The following is an 18,474-nucleotide window of genomic DNA, read 5'->3' on the forward strand; positions in this document are numbered from 1 at the left end:
GCCACCGCGCCCGCCGCAGCCGCCACGTCCGCCGCAGCCACCGCAGCCGCCGCGCCCGCCTCAGCCACCGTGGGGGCCGCCTCCATGGGGACCGCCGCCACGTCCGCCGCAGCCGCCGCGTCCGCCGCAACCACCGCGGCCGCCTCAGAATCCGGGAAATAACTGGCTGAATGATATTGTAAAGATTCTGCTTTTGAATGAGATGCATCGCAGACGGTGCCGTACAGGGTTCTGTTTTTAAAGCTTCGCTTTTCTGAAAGAGTCACCTCCTGGACTGCCCCTGGATAACGGACCAGGGATTATGGCAGCAGGATATGGGATAAGGCCCGGGATTTCCTTTTATTACAGGATATCCCGGGCCTTATTCCGTTTCACGTCTGCGAAGCTGGTCGTAGATCTGCTGCGCCGTCGTTGCCGCCGTCGTTGTCACTGTCACGTCTCTGGCGGAAAGCATTATTCAAACATGCTCTAAGTATGAAACAGGTGTGGGAAGGTGAGCTGCCTTCCCTTCCATATATTCTCTTTTCCCTTCAGCAAAAAGAGCGTGTCCCCCTTTTCTTCCGTGGGAACGCAGGTGCCCCCGGATACTGGCGAAAAGCCCAGATCTGCAAATGCAGTGTCTTCTTTTGCCGACGCGGAGAGAATGGCATCCAGTTCCTGATGGGGATCGCAGAAGATATCGTAACACGTCATTACCGTATCTTCATACTCGGCTATTATAACCGCATCAAATTTTTTCAAATAAAATATACAGTTTTTCATAAAACTGATAGAATAAAACATTAGAAGCTCAAAATTGTTTACGACTGTCAGCTGTGAAAACGGATTGGATTTCAAATAGCAGGAACGAAGCAGTTCCCTGTCGGCACTGCATTCCATATCCAGCTTTCTCATTCCGCCGGGATTGGGAATCACCGGCCGGCGGAACTGGTACGTGGATTCCCTGATAAAGCCAAATCTGGGATAGAAGTCCAGAACGGAGTCATTGGCAAAGAGAAACATGGCATCGCACCGGTCCCTCCAGTCTTTTAAAATCTCACTGATCAGAATACGCGCCAGCCCTCTGCCCCGGTATTCCGGATCCGTCATGACAGTCCCCAGCTGCACATACCTCCGCATTTCCCCATTCCAAAGAATATCCATGGGGTTGACGGATACATTTGATATCACTTTCGTCCCATCGCGCAGCGCGTAAGGGACATTTTTGTCAGTCCAGAATCCCTGGCGGTACCATTCTTCAAACGTAAATCCGAATGTTTTTGCCGTCAGTTCATTGTAGGATGCCCGAACCGCATCGTTTATCCTCACAGACTTGTCCAGTATATAACGGTCAGTCATCATCCCATCCTTTCCGAGCAGTGCAGCACAATGGCACATGCGCCGGATTAACTCGTTGTTATCAACCGCGCTTCAGAAACCAGAGTCAGTTTTTTTGCTGCGGCTATCAGACTTATAGTATAGAATCCGGATCATGTGATGTCAAATATTTTATGTATATGGAATGTAAAATGGCCATCCGCTGCAGATTTCACCATCTTCCAAATCTTTTTCTTAATTCCTCCCTGATTTGTGGAACAATGTTCCTTTTTTTCATCTCCGCAATTATTTTTTCGAATTCACCTTTTGGAGCAGGCGGTATTACTGCGTCACAATACCTGTCCACACATTCAAATTCCTGCAGCAGCTCCCTTTCCTCTTTTGGTGTGAGTTCCCCTGTGTTTTTTCTTATCATGCCGTATCAATCCTTTCTATATTACTAATATATTACATAAACGGACAAAATATGACTGGAATAAAACAGTAAATGAATAATGCTCCGTATATAGAGCAATTATAGAACCTGGATAAGATAGAATCAATTGAAAATGTTCGTTATAAGGAGCAAAATGAGATGGAGCAGAAGATTAAACAGGATATTGTAATCGGTTATAATATCAGAAAATTACGGAAACGGGCGGGGCTTACACAGGAACAGACTGTGGCGCGGATGCAGCTGATGGAGTGCAACATAACAAGGGGAAGTTATGCGAAAATTGAAGTCGGCCTGGCAAATATCCGGGCCACGGAAATGATGGTGTTAAAACGGATATTCGGAGCTGACTACAGCGAGTTCTTTGTACCGATTCCGGATCAGAGAAAATCCTGATATTTTCGGAGAATGCCGGCTTTATCCCCCTTCCCGGCTGCAGGTTAATAAAGTTTTAAGTTGTAGTTTTGTTGGATATTGTATAGAATAAAAGGGAAACATAGGGAAAATAGAGGAAGTCTGACATGAAACGATTAGGGAAAAAGATAGGAATACTATTTATTATATTTATTGCGGCGATCGCAATCTACTTTGTGTGGAATCAGAAAAGAACAGAAAAACCTGACTCCATTGTTTATACTGCCATGGATGAGGCGGCTCTTCCGGTGGTCTCGGCCACCATGTTCGGTAGAGACGTTAATTTTCTGCACGGTTATACACAGGATATGAAGCAGGCGGTGGCGAGAGATTCGCTTACCGTCCTTCCGTCTGACCGCGCGTTAAATATCCGGATCGCGGACTTTGGCGGCAGCATACGCGGCATCAGTTATGAGGTGAGAAGTCTGAATCTGGAGCGCCTCGTGGAGCGCACGAGCCTGACTGAATGGGATACGGCGGATGGGAAGACGACGGCTGTGCTTCCTATTCAGAATCTTCTGTCCAAGGACAGGGAGTATTTGCTGATTCTCTCTCTGGACACGGCGGAACAGGGCGAGGTCCGCTATTACACCCGTATCCTGTGGACAGACAATGAGAATGTCAAGGATATGATAGATTTCGCCGTAAACTTCACCACGAAGACTTTTGACTACGATCAGGCGAGAGAGCTGACGACATATCTGGAGACAAATGCGACGGAGGACAACAGCTCTCTGGGTCACGTGACCATACGATCCAGCTTCTCCCAGCTTACCTGGGCCGGCCTGGACGTGAAGCCTGTCGGGGATATCCGTGTGACGCTGAAGGATTTAGACGGAATTATGTGTACTGTCCGCCTGGATTACCAGATAACGAGGACCGCGGAAAACGGAATCAACGAGCTCTACGAGGTGGAAGATGATTTCACCATGAAGTGGGACAGCAAGCGCATTTATCTGATGGATTTTGAGCGAAATACCAACCAGATTTTTTCCGGACAGCGTGATCTGTTTTCCGGCAAGCGTATTATGCTGGGGATCATGAATGACAGTGAAGTCCGGACGGAGGCGAGTCCGGATGGACGCCATATCGCATATGTGGTCAACAGAGACTTGTGGTCCTATGACCAGTCCTCCGAGAAGGCAGTCAAGATCTTCTCCTTCCGCAGCGGCGACGAAGATGAGATCCGTAACGGCTACGACCAGCACGATATCAGGATTCTCTCCATTGGCGATAACGGCGATGTGAATTTTATCGTTTACGGATATATGAACCGGGGGATTCACGAGGGTGCTATGGGAATCGCCATGTACCAGTACAGCAGTGACGAGAACGCCATTAAAGAGAAATTCTTTACGCCCGTGACCCAGTCCTTTGAGATGCTGAAGGATGACATCGATAAGCTGGCCCATCTGGGAAGCAACGGTATGCTGTATATGATGGCGGATCACGCCGTCTACGGCATCGATTTAAACAGCAACGAATACATGGTTCTGGCAGATTCCCTGACGGATGGAAGCTTCGCGGTGAGCAGAAGCGAACGGCGTTTCGCATGGCAGGAGGGCAGTGATCCCTACGGCTCCAGGGTGATCCATCTGATGGACTTAGACACGGGAAGCAAGAAGGAGATCACCGGGGAAGACGGCAGTCTCTGCCGGCCTCTGGGCTTCGTCGGTGATGATTTCATCTATGGACTGGCGCGGGAGGGCGATATGTGGATTGAAAACGGACGCGTAAAGGATGCCCCCATGTACCGCCTGGAGATCATGGATGATACGGGAGCAATCGTCAACCAGTATGAGTATCCCGATACGTATATTGCCGATGTGGAGGTAGAGGAGAACCGGATTCGTCTGACGAAGATCGCGGGGACCGGAGACCAGTCCTATACGAAATTAAAAGATGATATTATTGTCTGCAATGAGGAGCTGAAGGAAGATCCGTTAAAGGGGATCGGCTGGTACGCATCTGAGGACCGGAGAAAGCTGTATTTTGTGCAGCTCGATAAGGAGGCTGCGTCTCATGACGTGAAGGTTTCCGTACCGAAGAAGATGGCGTATGAGTCCGCCGAGGTGGTGGAGTTAAAGTCAAATGCAGGGCCATCGGAAAGCCTGTTTTACGCCTATGGCGCCGGCCATTATCTGGGAAGCAGCCGGAGCTTTACGGAGGCGCTGAATCTGGCATACGATAAGATGGGCGTGGTGACGGACAAAAACCAGGAGATCGTCTGGAACCGTGTAAACCGTTCGCCTGCCCGCAGCATCAAGGATCCGGAGAACAAGGGAGCACTGCTGATCCGCCATATGGATGAATTCAGCGGAAGCATGCATTACGATGACGGAATCCTGATGCTGGATGCCCGAGGCTGTATTTTAAATCAGGTTCTGTACTTTATTAGCAGGGGCTGTCCGGTGGCTGTTTATATGGAAAACGGCGGTTACGAGCTAATCAGCGGATACGATCAGTACAATGTAACCATTTACAATCCAACGACAAAAGAAGCCCGTAAAATGGGCTTAAATGACGCCTCTCAGTATTTTTCAAATGTCGGAAATGACTTCGTCTGCGGCGTTTTTACGGAATAAGAAAGTGCGTTCTCTTTACAAATCCGCAGGATATGTTATAATCATTAAAGACACAAAAGAAAAACTTAATAAATTTGTAATAGATTAGATCATAATCAGAGGTGTGGAATGGAACAATATATTATGAAAGGCGGCAATCCGCTGGCTGGAGAAGTAACCATCGGCGGAGCCAAGAATGCTGCCCTGGGTATTCTTGCTGCTTCCATCATGACGGATGAAGACGTTGTTATCGAGAATCTTCCTGACGTCAGGGATATCAATGTATTACTGGAAGCCATCGAGGAAATCGGAGCTGATGTTGAGCGTATTGACAGACATACCGTCCGTATTAATGGGAAGTACATCCACGAAGTTTCCGTGGATGACGAATATATCCGTAAAATCAGAGCCTCTTATTATTTTATCGGGGCTATGCTGGGCAAGTATAAGAGCGCTCAGGTGCCGCTTCCGGGCGGATGCAACATCGGCAGCAGGCCGATCGACCAGCATTTAAAGGGCTTTCGTGCGTTAGGTGCGGAAGTAAAGATCGAGCGCGGCGCGGTGATTGCGCATGCCATTGATTTAGTTGCCAGCCATATCTATCTGGATGTGGTCTCTGTGGGTGCGACCATTAATATCATGATGGCGGCAACCCTTGCAGAAGGACAGACCATATTGGAGAATGTGGCGAAGGAACCCCATGTGGTTGACGTGGCGAACTTCTTAAACAGTATGGGCGCCAACATTAAGGGAGCCGGTACGGATACCATCCGTATCAAGGGTGTAAGAAAGCTTCACGGCACGGAGTATTCCATTATTCCGGACCAGATCGAGGCGGGCACCTTTATGTGCGCTGCGGCGATTACCCGCGGTGACGTTACCGTAAAGAATGTGATACCGAAGCATTTGGAGGCTATTTCAGCCAAGCTTCTTGAGATGGGCTGTGAAGTGGTGGAATTTGACGACGCGGTGCGCGTGGTAGGCAAGACCCTTCAGAGACATACCGATATCAAGACACTGCCGTATCCGGGATTTCCGACCGATATGCAGCCGCAGATGACGGTGACGCTTGCGCTTGCGGAAGGAGCCAGTGTTGTAACCGAAAGTATCTTTGAGAATCGTTTCCGCTACGTAGATGAGCTGTCCCGTATGGGCGGCAACGTAAAAGTAGAAGGCAACGTAGCCGTTATCGACGGCGTCAAGAAGCTTACCGGTGCATCGGTGAACGCGCCTGACCTGCGTGCGGGAGCAGCGCTTGTGATCGCGGGACTCGCAGCAGAAGGCTATACGATTGTGGAAGAGATCGGATATATACAGCGTGGTTACGAGTGCTTTGAAGAGAAGCTTCAGGGACTCGGCGCGATGATTGAAAAAGTGGATTCCGAAAAAGACGCGAAGAAATTCAAATTGAAGGTCGGATGAGTGAGTTAGACCAGCAGTAAGGGAAAAAGGGAGGAGCGCTGTGTTGAAAACAGGTCATTTGTTTTTCAATACGGCTGCTCTTGTTATGAATCGATATAAAAATCGTGCAGAAACAGGATTGCAAAATTTGGATAATCGTGCTATACTGTGCAAGGTAAGGGGCATTGGCGCAGCTGGGAGCGCGTTCGCTTCGCATGTGAAAGGTCGTGGGTTCGAATCCCATATGCTCCACGGTAAAGGTCTGGTAGATACCAGGCCTTTTATTTTTGTATTGAACTTTTTAACAGCAGGTTCGGATTTTTCTTTTTCTGCTTTACGTGAAAGGGTCCGATTTTTCTTGCCTGTGCAGAAAGTTGTACGTGGAATTACTTTTCTGCGCTTTGCAATCAAAGAGAGTGTCACATCAGCCGATATCGTTGATGTGACACTCTTTTTGGCTACTCCACTCTGTCAAGCAGGGCCAGTGCGCCCTGATAGTCGGCCTGTTTCTCCAGCAGTTCCCGGAAGAGTCCGGCTGCTTTCTCCTTTTCACCCAGTCCCAGAGCTCCGAGCGCCCGCAGATAATTGCAGTACTGCGTGCTGCGCAGCTGAATATCATCCTGGAAAACCTCAATTTCAGGAAGGGATACGGCAAAAAAGTCATAGGCTGCCTCATCAAATAAATGTTTTTCTCCATAAAAGATCAGCTGATGGAATGCCTTTCTGGCGGCTTCGGGCCGTCCCAGTTCCAGATTTGCCAGACCCTGATAGAAAATAAAGTCTGAAGGCTGATCGTTATAGTATAGTACGCTTCCCGGTTCCTGAGGACCCGAGGCGGCCAGGAGAAAATACTCAGTGGCTTTTTCTTCCTCTTTCATTTGACGGTAAGCGATTCCCATGTAATAGTGGGCTTCATTGTCAGGCACGTTGGGCAGCTTTCCCTCACCCAGGTTTTCCGGATAGGAGAGCGTCGCCGTCAAACAGGTCAGGGCATCGTGAGGGCGTCCTGCCTCCAGCTCCCGCTGAGCCAGCCGGATCAGCGCATAGCGGTACTGGGTGCTTGCCTTGCCTTCTCCGCCTTCCCATGGATGGAAATGGTGGGTGCATAGCGCATCCAGGGCAGCCTCCCATTTTCCGGTACAGTTCAGCAGGGTAATATATCGCAGATACAAATCGTCCCGGTCATGGACCAGATCAGGGCGGGACTCCAGCCGTTCCAGCCTCTCTGTGTTTGACTGGTTCAGTCTGGCCGCCAGCTGGTCGTATTCCAACAGAAAACGTGGATAATCAGGATCAATGGCGCAGGCCGTTTTCATCTCCTTTTCAGCCCTGGCCCCATCCTGCAGCTTGTTATAGCAGGCAATGGCCAGATTCCGGTGGGCTAAGGCCAAACCGTCTTTCTGTTCTACGGCCTTCTCCCAGTGGGCGATCGCGGATTCATACTGTTTCTTATCGTATAACAGGTTTCCAAGGTAGTAGTGAGCCATGGGCGCCTCAGGCAGTAATTCGACCGCTGTTTCCAGAATACGTATTTCCTCCACACGATTGGGGAAACAGTAGTCCGGCGAGGCCGCTTCCGCCTGGGTGAAGCAGGATATGGCTTTATCCGGTTCGTTCCGTCTGGTATGGATATAGCCCTGATAGTACTGACACATGGGATTGCTGTCTTTGCAGGCATTGAGAACAGAGAGCGCATCCTCATAGAAGCCGGCATTCATATAGTCCAGGGAGACCTCCAGGTAATTGTGGGATTCTCCGCGCATCTTTTCTTTCCAGTAGTCAAAGCGGCCGTCATATACAGCCTGTTCATAAAGACAGCTCATATAAAGCGGATCGATCTCAAGACTTTCCTTTAACAGGGCGGAGGGATCCAGCCCGAGCTTACGGAGGAGAGCCGCTTTTAGGGATCGGGCCTTCATATTATGCCAGTTTCTTAGCATGGACTTGGAGGCAAAATCCAGTGCATCCTCGTACGCGCCCTTCTCCGAGGCCAGACAGGCCAGCCAGTAAAAGGCGGAGCTTTGTGTTTCCGCGCTCCAGGTGGCCTTATAGAAGGCATCGTAAGCCTCTTCCTTCTGTCCGTCGGCCATCAGGGCCAGACCCAGGTTAAACCAGCACTCTCCCGAATAGGGATTCGGATTCTTCCACGTCTGCTTTTTAATGGCAGCCCGGAAATAAGGGATGCTGTCTTTGATACGTCCTCTCTTATAGAGCAGAAGACCGTAGCTGTTATTCAGACGGATATCCGTGGAATCCCTTTTCAGCCCCTCCAGATAATAATCCGCAGGTTCAAAGGTGGCGTGACGATACTGCTCCAAATGAGTCCCGGCCAGATACAGCTCTTCCGTGGACTTCATTTCCTCCGGGGATTTCATCGGTTCCGCTGGCTCTGGTATCGGCTCGGGCTGTTTCTCATAGACGGTGTATTCCACTAATACTTTATTCCCACAGGAAACCGTCACGGTGCAGCCGCTCAGCCTTTCCGGCGCGGGGAAGGAAGCTGCGTAGCTTGTTTCCGGGCTTAAGTCTGCGGTGTTCTCATAAAGAAGGGCCCGGGGATTTTTCTGTGTAACCTGAATTTTTGCCTGTTCATATACGCCGGTCGTGTAAACTTTTAGAACGGCAGTCCCATCCGTGCCTTCAGACAGACCTACGGCTGCCTCTCTGGTGGCGTTTCCTACCCGTCCCACCCCTTTATAGGGCATGAAATACTGTACAAAGGTCTTTTCTTCGTGAGGCTTCAGCCATGTAAAATCAGGCTGATTGTCGGTGAATACGCCGGTCATCAGCTCAATATAGGGTCCGTCGGTTTCCGTTAAATTCCTGTCCCAGGTACGGCCGAAGTCGCCGTTTCCCCAGGTCCACTGTTTTTTACCCGGAGAGACATGGTGATCCGCGACGTGGAGCAGTCCCGCTTCCAGATTTTCATCGTAATTTCCGATAAAATCATAATCGGAGTGAGCGGCCATGTAGGATGTAGGAACCTTTACATTTTTATAGCGGGAGATGTCCACGCCTGCGGAATAGTCGCATTTGTAATACTCACCGGTGGCGATGGGAAATGTGGAAACAGCCCGTTTTCCATGGTCCATGACGGCATGAACATCCGGAGGAAAGACAGAAAACGTATCATCATTAACCGGAACCGCGGGATTTGCCCACCACAAAAAGGTCTGGGGAAGATCCGTATGATTATAAAGCTGGCCTTTGATTTCAATATAGGCCTTTCCCGGATAAAGGGAGATAGCGGCCATCCCTTTTGTGCCATACATCTTGTCCGTCTCACCGACATATATGGTGCAGGAACCGTCGTCATTGGAGGTAAATGTATAATCGACTGGTGAGTAGGTGGATGGCCTGTGATGCTGGGGCCAGTTAAATTCGATTCCGCCGGAGATCCATGGTCCGGTGAGCCCGACGAGGGCGGGTTTAATCACATGATTGTAATAGACAAAATCGTACCCGTTCGTCTTATCGTAGGCCCTTTGGATCCTGCCGCCCAGTTCAGGAAGCACACAGACCTTTAGATATTCGTTTTCCAGATATACGGCACGATAGGATACATCCTTTTTATCGTCCAATACCTTTTCAGTGACAGGAAGGGGATATACCTTGCCCGTGCTTCCCTGATAAGCTCTTTTTTCAATAAATAAAGGACTTTTTTCCGGAGGAGCCATCGAATAGGTAGGGATGATACAATCCTCCTCCCAGATTCTTACATGTTTTGCCATAATAAATCCCTCTCTCTACTTTAATTATAACGCTATTTTATCATGGCAAAAATAGAAATAGAAATGCCTTATCATGAATAAAGATGGACAATATTCCGCAAATATGATATTCTCCATTCATGGATAATTTTATGGGATGGAAAAGAGACGGGTTTAAGGGAGAGCGGATGTTTGTGCTTCCTACGGAATCCTTCCGGGATTATGTGGAGCATCCTCAGGTAAGAAGAATGTATCTGACCGATGTGGGATTTTTCCCTTGTGCGGCGCACCATTACCGGGAGAGAAGAGATGGAATTGAAGAATTTATCTTCATTTACTGCATGGAGGGCAGTGGTACCATTGAAGTAGCGGGCAGCAAATATGTGCTCTATGAAAATGAGGCGTTCTGTATTCCGCAGTTTACGGGACACCGTTACTATGCGTGTGAGGAAGATCCATGGAGTATATTGTGGGTGCATTTTAAGGGAGAGGACGTCCGGTATTTCCCCCTTATGGAGTATCGTGTGGTAAAACTGAACTCTCAGAATGCCACGAACCGTATGCTGTTTCTGTTTGAGCTGCTGTTCCGGGTTCTGGAGGCGAACTATACTCTGGGCAATTTCATCTATATTTCACAGGTTCTGTCCCTGATTCTGGCGGAGACCTACGACCGTGAAAAGCACAATTCGACTCAGGAACAGAACCGGCACGTGACCAATGTGATCCGATATATGTACAAGCATTTAAATGAAAACCTTACGCTTAAGATGATCGTGGATGAATTTGAGCTGTCCAGGAGTTATCTGAATTCTATTTTTCAGAAATATACCCGCCATGCGCCTCTGGACTTCTTTATACATTTGAAGATGAAAAAGGCGTGCGCCATGCTGCGCACCACCGACATGTACATCTATGAAGTGGCTCAGAATCTGGGTTACTCAGACCAGTATTATTTTTCCCGTGTATTTAAAAATGTGGTGGGGATGTCGCCGAAGGAATATAAAAACAGCGACTATTTTCATTATAAAGAATGACGGGCCTGGAGGGAGGAATTCTGCGTGAAAGTAAACGAAAACCGGATTGCGCCGGAATCGGAATATTTTGTTTATTCTCCCAGTGCGGTGGCACGAAATACATTTTTCTATCCAATATGCACCGGACACTTTATTTATGAACCCCATTATGTGCTGCGCAGGACCTCCTACGACAGCTATTTGCTGATGTACGTACAAAAAGGGCAGTTTATACTGGAATGTGAGGGGAAAAAGCAGACGGCCGGTATGGGCAGCTTTGTCCTCCTGGACTGTTACCGCCCTCATGCCTATTACTCAGACACGGGATGGGAGAGCATCTGGTGTCATTTTGACGGGCAAATGGTCAGGGCGTATTACGACCTGACGGTGTCTTATCTGGGCAATATTTTTACGCTTGTTGATGACTATCCTGTGCTGAATAAGATGACAGCCATTTATCAGACCTTTGCAGAGGGAAGGCCCATACGTGAGGCGCTGTTGTCCAAGCAGCTGACCGACATCTGGACCGCTCTTCTCATGGATCAGGCGGAGCGGCCCGGATCCAGGAAGGTTGGGAGAGTCTCCGTGTGGGACGGGGATTCCATTGGAATGGAAAATGTAATTTCTTATATCAATGAGCATTTTACCGGAAAAATTACGATTCAGACGCTGGCCGAACAGGCGATGCTCAGCCAGTACCACTTTATCCGCATGTTTAAGAGCTATACCAGTTTTACGCCTCACGAATACATCGTAAATATCAGAATCAGCGCGGCAAAGTATATGCTGAAGAACACCGGCCTTTCGGTTAAGGATATTGGCCTGGACGCGGGATTTCCCAGTGAGAGCGCGTTCTGCACGGCTTTTAAGAAGAAAATGGGGATTACACCTACGGAGTACCGCAACAGTACGGCATAGGGAATAACCGCATTTTTTTGAAACAAATTCCGCAACATTAGGAAATACTTCTGCTTTTGTTTATAGTATAGTAAAAACAGTTGCAGCAGTTACAGAAAAAGGCTTAAGTATTTCAGCAGAAGGAGCGGGACATGTATTATTCATTAGAGGGGAATTGGAAAGCGGTTTTAAGTGACGGAACAGAGGGGGATATCAGACTGCCGGGAACGTTGGATGAAAACAGGCTGGGGCATAAGGATCTGGGGCTGAACCAGTGGCATTCTGACGCAGAGAATGGCGGCGAAGGGTTTAATCCCGATGCGCCCATAGCCACGCGTTTTACCAGAAAGTATACGTATGAAGGAGAGGCGCTTTTTTCCCGCAGAATATCTTTTAAGCAGGAGGAGGGGGAACGGGTCTTTCTGGAGGCGGAGCGCTCACGCTGCCTGAAATTGCTGGTGGATGGCAATGAGGTGCCTCATTTTATTCCGGCCTCCATTAATACGCCTCAGGTGTTTGAGGTGACGGGAATGCTGGGTGAGGATACAGAGCTGACTCTTGTTTCGGATAACAGCTATCCCGGACTGCCGCATGATGCCATTGTATTTTCCTCGGCGGCCACGGACGAGACACAGACCAACTGGAACGGAGTTCTGGGATACGTGAGGCTTCGCACAGAAAAAGAGGTCTTTTTATCGTCGCTGCGGGTATACCCTGTGCAGCAGACCCTTACGGTGGCAGCCGATCTGTCTGTGAGTGGGATGGGGCTGAGGGCTGGCACGGGAATGGAGGATGGTTCCGGTACGGCAGACTGCTCTGGAATGGAAGACGGTTCCGGCATGGCAAACGGTGCCGGTATGCCGGAGGCGGACGGTGTATGGCATGGGACGCTGACGATTCGGTCCGAAGCTCTGGCGGAGACGTGTATTACCACTCCCGTCACGTTATCGGAGGGCATGAATGAGATCAGAATAGAGGGACTTCCCCTCGCTGAACATGTAAAACGCTGGGATGAATATGAAGGAAACTTATATGAACTGTCGGCACTGCTGACAGGAGATGAAGAAAAAAGGGTGACCTTCGGTGTGAGGGACTTCGGGGATAATGGAAAGGGAAGACTCGCTCTTAATGGGAGAACCATTTTCCTGCGAAGCGAGGCAAACTGCGCGGAATTCCCGGAAACCGGATATACGCCTATGACGGAAAATGAATGGACGGACATTCTGAATACTTACAAGGCTTATGGAATTAACTGCGTCCGTTTCCACTCTCACTGCCCATCGGAAGCGGCGTTTGCGGCGGCTGACCGGCTCGGTATGATGATGCAGCCGGAACTGTCCCACTGGAATCCCAATGACGCCTTTGAGTCCGGGGAGAGCTTTTCCTATTACCAGCAGGAGCTTGCCCTGACGATCCGCTGGCTGGCCAATCATCCCTCTTTTGTTATGCTTACCTTTGGCAATGAACTGTGTACCGGCGAGACGGGGCGTGAGCGGATGAGCCGTATGCTGGAGCAGGCGCGCGCTCTGGACAGCACGCGGCTGTACGCGAACGGGTCCAACGTACATTATGGAAGAATTGGCTGTGATCCGGACAGCGACTTCTATACATCCCAGTCCTATTTTGAAGCGCCTCTGCGCGGGACCTTTGCAGGAGAAGCAGAGCCGCAGAAGAAGACCGGGCGTATCCGCGGATATATTAATAATCAGTACCCCAATACCAGAACTGATTATGACGCTTCGATGGAGAAACTGCGGCAGACATTCCAAAAGTCTGTGTTCAGCTTTGAGGTGGGACAGTTTGAGGTCCTTCCGGATTTCGAGGAGCTGACCGCTTTCCAGGGAATTTCTGATCCGGCAAATTTCCGTATAATTCAGGAAAAAGCGGACATGCTGGGGCTTTCCCCTGTATGGAAACGGTATGTGGAGGCATCGGGGGAGCTTTCCCGCATTGGATACCGGGAGGAGATAGAAGCGGCCATGCGCACGAAAGAGCTGTCCGGTATTTCACTCCTGGGGCTTCAGGATTTCCCGGGACAGGGAACGGCGCTTGTAGGCATGATGAATTCCCATATGCAGCCCAAACCATATCCTTTCGCCAGACCGGAGCGGTTCCAGTCCTTCTTCAGAGACCAGCTTCCTCTGGTACAGATGGAAAAATATACATACTGCGCGGATGAAGTGCTGAAGGCGGACATTCTGGCGGCAAATTTCGGCAAAAAGGATGTCTGTGAAAGACCGGTGTATGAGTTAAGAGGAAGCGGAATCTCAGTAGAAGGGACTCTGCCCGAGGCTGACTGCCGGATGGGAGAGCTGACCCATGCCGGGACATTGGAAATTCCGCTGAATATGGTTAAAAAAGCAGCCCGCCTCGATTTGACCGTAAGAATCGGAGAAATGAGCAATACATATCCGGTATGGGTTTATCCTGCCGAAAATCCAGTGTGTCCTGAATCTGTCTATGAGACAGAGCGTCTGGACAGCAGGGCGAAAGAAGTTCTGGAGGCAGGCGGGCGTGTGTACCTGACGCCGCCTTCCAGAGAAGAGAATCTGCCCCACTCCATTCGGGCTCAGTTTACAACAGATTTCTGGTCTGTCGGTAATTTCGCTGCTCAGGAGGGCGGCATGGGGCAGCTTATAGATGAGAAACACCCTCTATTTGAGGAATTTCCTACGGAATTTCATACAAACTGGCAGTGGTGGCCGATGGCCGGCCAGCGGGCGGTCATTCTGCCTCAGCCGATGAAGGCGATTATTACGGAGATGGACAGCTATGCCTATATGCGTCCCATGATTCAGCTGATGGAATGCCGCTGCGGGAACGGAAAACTGATGCTTTCTTCTCTGGGACTTCAGGAGCTGCAGCAGTACCCTGAAGCGAGGGCGCTTCTGTCTGCCATTTACCATTATATGGACTCAGAAAGATTTGACCCTGAACAGAGTATGGAGACGGAGATCATTGAGGAACTGGTAAGATAAATATAGTACGCGGTGTTTAGAGGAAAAGGGCTGTCTCCCGGATTATGGGAGATGGCCCTTGTCTGAGTGTGGTGACTCGTGCAAAGAGAGGGAACTTGATCGTATACAATGCTGAAATAGTATGAAAAAATATTTTATAAATAAGCAGAATGACGAATAAATGGCACTTTTAAAAAACGGAGCAGTGTAAAATAATCCATCAAAAGGAAATATACATCATTTCTGTTGTGCATAAATGATGATATACTTGTTTTATTAAAAGCAGGCAGGAACCTTCAGGGGTTCAGCAAAAATTAAAAAAAATGGTAACTGTTGACAGGCTTTACAAGCCGCTGTACTAAGCGTCCAAAGGACGCCTGAAGAGTGACAGCGGCATGTATCGCACGTAAGAGACCAGAATGCGGCCTCTAAGTGCTCGTAACGAGGAGAAGGAAAGGAGTAATTGTTATGAAGAAAAGAATGTTTGCTATTTTGCTTACAGCGGCCATGGTGATGACGTCTCTCAGCGGCTGCAAAAGTGCTGACAGTGGTGACAGTAAAAAAACGACGGCTGCGGAAGAAAGTACATTATCTGATACCAGGGGCGGAGACGGGGAGGAAGTGACTCTGACCATCTGGGACTGGGATGAAGCTCATCTGACTCATATGACGGAGTGGTATCATGAGCGCCATCCGAATGTAAATTTTGATACACTGGTAGTCTCAACAGACGATTACTTCCAGAAGCTGCAGAGCGCTCTGGCCAGCGGAAGCGGCGCCCCCGACATTATATTGAGTGAGATCGGTTACAGAGGCAAAGTGTTCGATTTAGGTATTCTGGAGGACCTCTATAAAGAACCGTACAATGTAAAAGCGGATGAGATGTTTGACTTTGTTACCCAGCTGGGAGCCGGGCCAAACGGTGAGCTGTACGGCGTGGAACAGCAGATCTGTCCGAGCGGTTTTGCATACCGCAGGGATCTGGCAAAAGAATATTTGGGAACGGATGATCCGGACGAAATAAGCGCCATGATTTCCGACTGGGACAAGGTATTTGAAGTTGGTGAGCAGATCAGGGAAAAGAGCGGCGGCAAGGTAACGATATTCCCTGGAATGACGATTTTTCTGAATGGTATTTTAGTGAATCAGAATGTAAGCAATTATATTGATGGAGATACGGTGGACCTTACAGGACGGTATCAATCCGTTCTGGAAACGGCAGCCCGGTTTAACCAGGCGGGACTTCTGGGAAAACAGGAGGATAATACACCGGCATACAATAACAGCTATTCATCGGGAGAGATTATGTTCTACCCCTGTGCTCCATGGAGTGTAAAATGGGGAATTGCCAGCAACGATCCCAATGGTTCCGGCAACTGGGGACTGACCAAGGCTCCGGGAAATGGATATACATACGGCGGCACGTCGGTAAGTATTTATTCAGGAAGTAAAAATAAAGAAGCTGCATGGGAGTATATCCAGGAGGTCTACTGTACGGGAGACGGTGTGAAGGAAGCATACGAGCAGTATGGCTTCATGACAGGCTTCAAGGCGCCATATGAAGATGAGAATTCCTATTTCTTCTCAGAAAAAGGACAGTATGATGATTTCTTCGGCGGCCAGAAGCTGGCTGATTACTTTATCAATACAATCGCCGTTACGACGCAGGGCCAGGTTCAGACCAAGCATGAGGCGAATGTGAAGACCGCTCTGAGAAGTGTGGCTGCCCAGATGACTGCCAATTCATCCATGACAGCGGATCAGACTCTGGAAATACTGAAAACAGAGACCCAGACACTGATTCCGGGTGCGACCTTAAAATAGAACGATTAAGGGAAAGCTGCCGGGAATGGCAGCTTTCCTGATTATCACGGCGACTCATACCAGTACTGCTTTGCATGAATCCTGCGGTAACAGCACTCGCTGTTCACGCCTGCAAAGCTGTACTGGCAATCGTTCGAACAGGAGCAAAATGTAAAATGCACAGATTGGAGCCAATCATGAATAAAAAGAAAAAAAGTGCCCTGCATAAAGCGGGTAAATGGCCTTATCTATTTTGCCTTCCCTTTCTGTCTGCCTATTTTCTGTTTAGCATGTTTCCCATGCTGTATTCTCTGAAAATCAGCTTTTATGACTGGAATGGTTTCGGGGCAAAGACCTTTGTGGGAATAAAGAATTACCTGGATCTGTTTACGAAAGACCCTCTGTTTCTCAAATCTCTTGGAAATACGATTATTTTAATGGCGTTTTCCACTCCCATTACCGTGCTGCTTGGTTTAGGCGTTGCCTATCTGCTCTTTGATATTGGGCGGGGCAAGAGAATCTATCAAACCGTAAACTTTTTCCCGTATATTACAACGCCTGTGGCAATCGGCTTCATCTTTTCTTACTTATTCGACTGGCAGTCGGGATACGTAAATAAGCTGTTGATCTGGCTGGGAGCTTTAAACGAACCGTTTTTCTGGCTTGGAAGTGAGATTGCTTCTAAAGTAATTATAGTGATTATGATCGTGTGGAGGTATCTGGGATATTACATGACCATTTATCTGGCGGCGATGACGTCCATTTCGTCAGAGGTATACGAGGCCGCGGCTGTAGACGGAGCCAGAAATTTTAAGATATTTACGAAGATTACCGTGCCCATGCTGCGCAATACGACCAGATTCTTAATTATCACATCCCTGATCGGCGGTCTGCAGATGTTCGAGGAACCTAAGCTTTTATTCAGCGGCTGGGCTTCTCTGGGGAACGGGCAGACCGGAGGCCCTGGCCACACGGCTCTTACTACCGTATGGAAATTCTTTAACGATGCATTCAGTCAGGATTCCAGACTGGGTTACGGTTCCGCCATGGCCTACACACTGTTTGTCATAATCATGCTGTTTTCTGTGGTTGGCTTCAGACTCAGCAGGGGAAAGGATGGGAAAGGTGAATAATAAAGCAAGAAGACGTATAGGTTCCGTTGTAAAACAGCTCCTTCTGATTTTTATGACACTGATTATGTTTTTCCCACTCTATATCGTATTTATCATGGGTACCTATTACAGTGAAGATATATTTAAGGCAATGCCGATCCTGCCGAGCAGCTATCTGCTGAATAATCTTCGCATGGTTATCTCGAAGGGGTATTTTCAGGCGTATTTAAACTCTATCATCGTTTCTGTCTGTTCGGTAGCGATCAGTGTACTCATCTCCACGATGATTGGCTTCGCCCTTGCAAAGTATAATTTCAAAGGGAAAAAAATCATCTTTGGGTTTGTCATGGCTATTATGATGATCCCCGGACAGATTTCACTGATCGGCTACATGCTGGAAATGAGAACGCTGCGGCTTTCCAGTACGCTGCTTCCGCTGATCTTCGCATGGGCGGCTCATCCGCTGGGCGTGTTTCTCATGACTCAGTTTATCAGTGACGGGGTACCGGATGAACTCCTGGAATCGGGACGGCTGGACGGCTGTTCGGAGCCGGGCATCTTTTTCAGGCTCGTTGTTCCCTGTGTGAAGCCGGGGATTCTTACACTCTCCACACTGGTATTTCTATGGTCCTGGAACAATTACGTGCTGCCGGTTATCATGATTAACAAACAGGAACTCTTCACGATTCCGCTGATGGTAAATAACCTGTCCAATTCCTTCAGAAGCGACTATGGCGCCATTATGTGCGCACTGGCGCTGTCTGTTCTGCCCATGATCGTGATCTTCAGCCTCTGTTCCAAAACCTTTATCAAAGGAATAGCGGCAGGCGCGGTGAAAGGCTAGGTGCGCCCA

13 protein-coding genes and 1 tRNA gene are annotated in these 18,474 nt (G+C 48.9%); 10 read left to right on the forward strand and 4 right to left on the reverse strand.

Translation table 11 applies throughout. The features are described from left to right. The 3 genes from ACLTD4_RS10240 to ACLTD4_RS10250 all read right to left on the reverse strand — a co-directional run. A partial coding sequence (locus tag ACLTD4_RS10240; RefSeq protein ID WP_412331295.1) for a hypothetical protein occupies positions 1–266 on the reverse strand: 266 nt, incomplete at its 3' end. Between the two features lie 202 nt (positions 267–468). Further along, on the reverse strand, positions 469–1,341 hold the full coding sequence (locus tag ACLTD4_RS10245) for a GNAT family N-acetyltransferase (RefSeq protein WP_181988756.1): 873 nt from the start codon (positions 1,339–1,341) through the stop codon (positions 469–471). A gap of 187 nt (positions 1,342–1,528) precedes the next feature. Beyond that, positions 1,529–1,732 carry a hypothetical protein gene (locus tag ACLTD4_RS10250; protein WP_055653165.1) on the reverse strand — a complete coding sequence of 68 codons (204 nt, stop codon included), beginning with the start codon at positions 1,730–1,732 and terminating at the stop codon, positions 1,529–1,531. 159 nt (positions 1,733–1,891) lie between these two features. Here ACLTD4_RS10250 and ACLTD4_RS10255 point away from each other — a divergent pair, with 159 nt between their 5' ends. From ACLTD4_RS10255 to ACLTD4_RS10270, 4 genes are all read left to right on the forward strand, one after another. Then, positions 1,892–2,146 (forward strand): helix-turn-helix domain-containing protein, encoded by a 255-nt coding sequence (locus ACLTD4_RS10255; RefSeq protein WP_117623532.1) that lies wholly within the window; start codon positions 1,892–1,894, stop codon positions 2,144–2,146. Positions 2,147–2,271: 125 nt separating this feature from the next. Further along, entirely contained in the window at positions 2,272–4,749 is a 2,478-nt protein-coding gene (locus tag ACLTD4_RS10260; protein WP_117623533.1) for a hypothetical protein, read from the forward strand. Between the two features lie 108 nt (positions 4,750–4,857). Beyond that, positions 4,858–6,150, forward strand: a complete 1,293-nt coding sequence (locus tag ACLTD4_RS10265; protein ID WP_002605048.1) for a UDP-N-acetylglucosamine 1-carboxyvinyltransferase — start codon at positions 4,858–4,860, stop codon at positions 6,148–6,150. 158 nt (positions 6,151–6,308) lie between these two features. Beyond that, a tRNA-Ala gene (locus ACLTD4_RS10270) sits at positions 6,309–6,381 on the forward strand. Between the two features lie 206 nt (positions 6,382–6,587). On the opposite strand, the gene ACLTD4_RS10275 is transcribed toward ACLTD4_RS10270, so the two are convergent. Next, positions 6,588–9,860, reverse strand: coding sequence for a tetratricopeptide repeat protein (locus ACLTD4_RS10275; protein ID WP_117623534.1), 3,273 nt, complete (start codon positions 9,858–9,860; stop codon positions 6,588–6,590). Between the two features lie 131 nt (positions 9,861–9,991). Between ACLTD4_RS10275 and ACLTD4_RS10280 the strand changes: the two genes are divergently transcribed. From ACLTD4_RS10280 to ACLTD4_RS10305, 6 genes are all read left to right on the forward strand, one after another. Further along, complete coding sequence (locus tag ACLTD4_RS10280) at positions 9,992–10,873, forward strand: AraC family transcriptional regulator (RefSeq protein ID WP_243008232.1); 882 nt, start codon at positions 9,992–9,994, stop codon at positions 10,871–10,873. 24 nt (positions 10,874–10,897) lie between these two features. Further along, positions 10,898–11,770, forward strand: a complete 873-nt coding sequence (locus ACLTD4_RS10285) for an AraC family transcriptional regulator (protein ID WP_117623535.1) — start codon at positions 10,898–10,900, stop codon at positions 11,768–11,770. Between the two features lie 131 nt (positions 11,771–11,901). Further along, entirely contained in the window at positions 11,902–14,727 is a 2,826-nt protein-coding gene (locus tag ACLTD4_RS10290; protein WP_117623536.1) for a glycoside hydrolase family 2 TIM barrel-domain containing protein, read from the forward strand. A gap of 447 nt (positions 14,728–15,174) precedes the next feature. After that, on the forward strand, positions 15,175–16,530 hold the full coding sequence (locus ACLTD4_RS10295) for an ABC transporter substrate-binding protein (protein WP_117623537.1): 1,356 nt from the start codon (positions 15,175–15,177) through the stop codon (positions 16,528–16,530). A 176-nt stretch (positions 16,531–16,706) separates the two neighbouring features. After that, complete coding sequence (locus tag ACLTD4_RS10300; RefSeq protein ID WP_412331296.1) at positions 16,707–17,642, forward strand: carbohydrate ABC transporter permease; 936 nt, start codon at positions 16,707–16,709, stop codon at positions 17,640–17,642. Further along, on the forward strand, positions 17,626–18,465 hold the full coding sequence (locus ACLTD4_RS10305) for a carbohydrate ABC transporter permease (RefSeq protein WP_002605040.1): 840 nt from the start codon (positions 17,626–17,628) through the stop codon (positions 18,463–18,465). Before ACLTD4_RS10300 ends, ACLTD4_RS10305 begins: the two co-directional genes overlap by 17 nt. Positions 18,466–18,474 lie beyond the last annotated feature (9 nt).

It is taken from the genome of Hungatella sp., assembly GCF_046966825.1.

What these genes read in the sequence shown, in the direction of transcription:
- ACLTD4_RS10295 (WP_117623537.1), top strand. Translation starts at nt 15,175, where the DNA reads ATGAAGAAAAGAATGTTTGCTATTTTGCTTACAGCGGCCATGGTGATG.
- ACLTD4_RS10300 (WP_412331296.1), top strand. Translation starts at nt 16,707, where the DNA reads ATGAATAAAAAGAAAAAAAGTGCCCTGCATAAAGCGGGTAAATGGCCT.
- ACLTD4_RS10255 (WP_117623532.1), top strand. Translation starts at nt 1,892, where the DNA reads ATGGAGCAGAAGATTAAACAGGATATTGTAATCGGTTATAATATCAGA.
- ACLTD4_RS10260 (WP_117623533.1), top strand. Translation starts at nt 2,272, where the DNA reads ATGAAACGATTAGGGAAAAAGATAGGAATACTATTTATTATATTTATT.
- ACLTD4_RS10265 (WP_002605048.1), top strand. Translation starts at nt 4,858, where the DNA reads ATGGAACAATATATTATGAAAGGCGGCAATCCGCTGGCTGGAGAAGTA.
- ACLTD4_RS10245 (WP_181988756.1), bottom strand. Translation starts at nt 1,341, where the DNA reads ATGATGACTGACCGTTATATACTGGACAAGTCTGTGAGGATAAACGAT.
- ACLTD4_RS10290 (WP_117623536.1), top strand. Translation starts at nt 11,902, where the DNA reads ATGTATTATTCATTAGAGGGGAATTGGAAAGCGGTTTTAAGTGACGGA.
- ACLTD4_RS10250 (WP_055653165.1), bottom strand. Translation starts at nt 1,732, where the DNA reads ATGATAAGAAAAAACACAGGGGAACTCACACCAAAAGAGGAAAGGGAG.
- ACLTD4_RS10275 (WP_117623534.1), bottom strand. Translation starts at nt 9,860, where the DNA reads ATGGCAAAACATGTAAGAATCTGGGAGGAGGATTGTATCATCCCTACC.
- ACLTD4_RS10305 (WP_002605040.1), top strand. Translation starts at nt 17,626, where the DNA reads ATGGGAAAGGTGAATAATAAAGCAAGAAGACGTATAGGTTCCGTTGTA.
- ACLTD4_RS10280 (WP_243008232.1), top strand. Translation starts at nt 9,992, where the DNA reads ATGGGATGGAAAAGAGACGGGTTTAAGGGAGAGCGGATGTTTGTGCTT.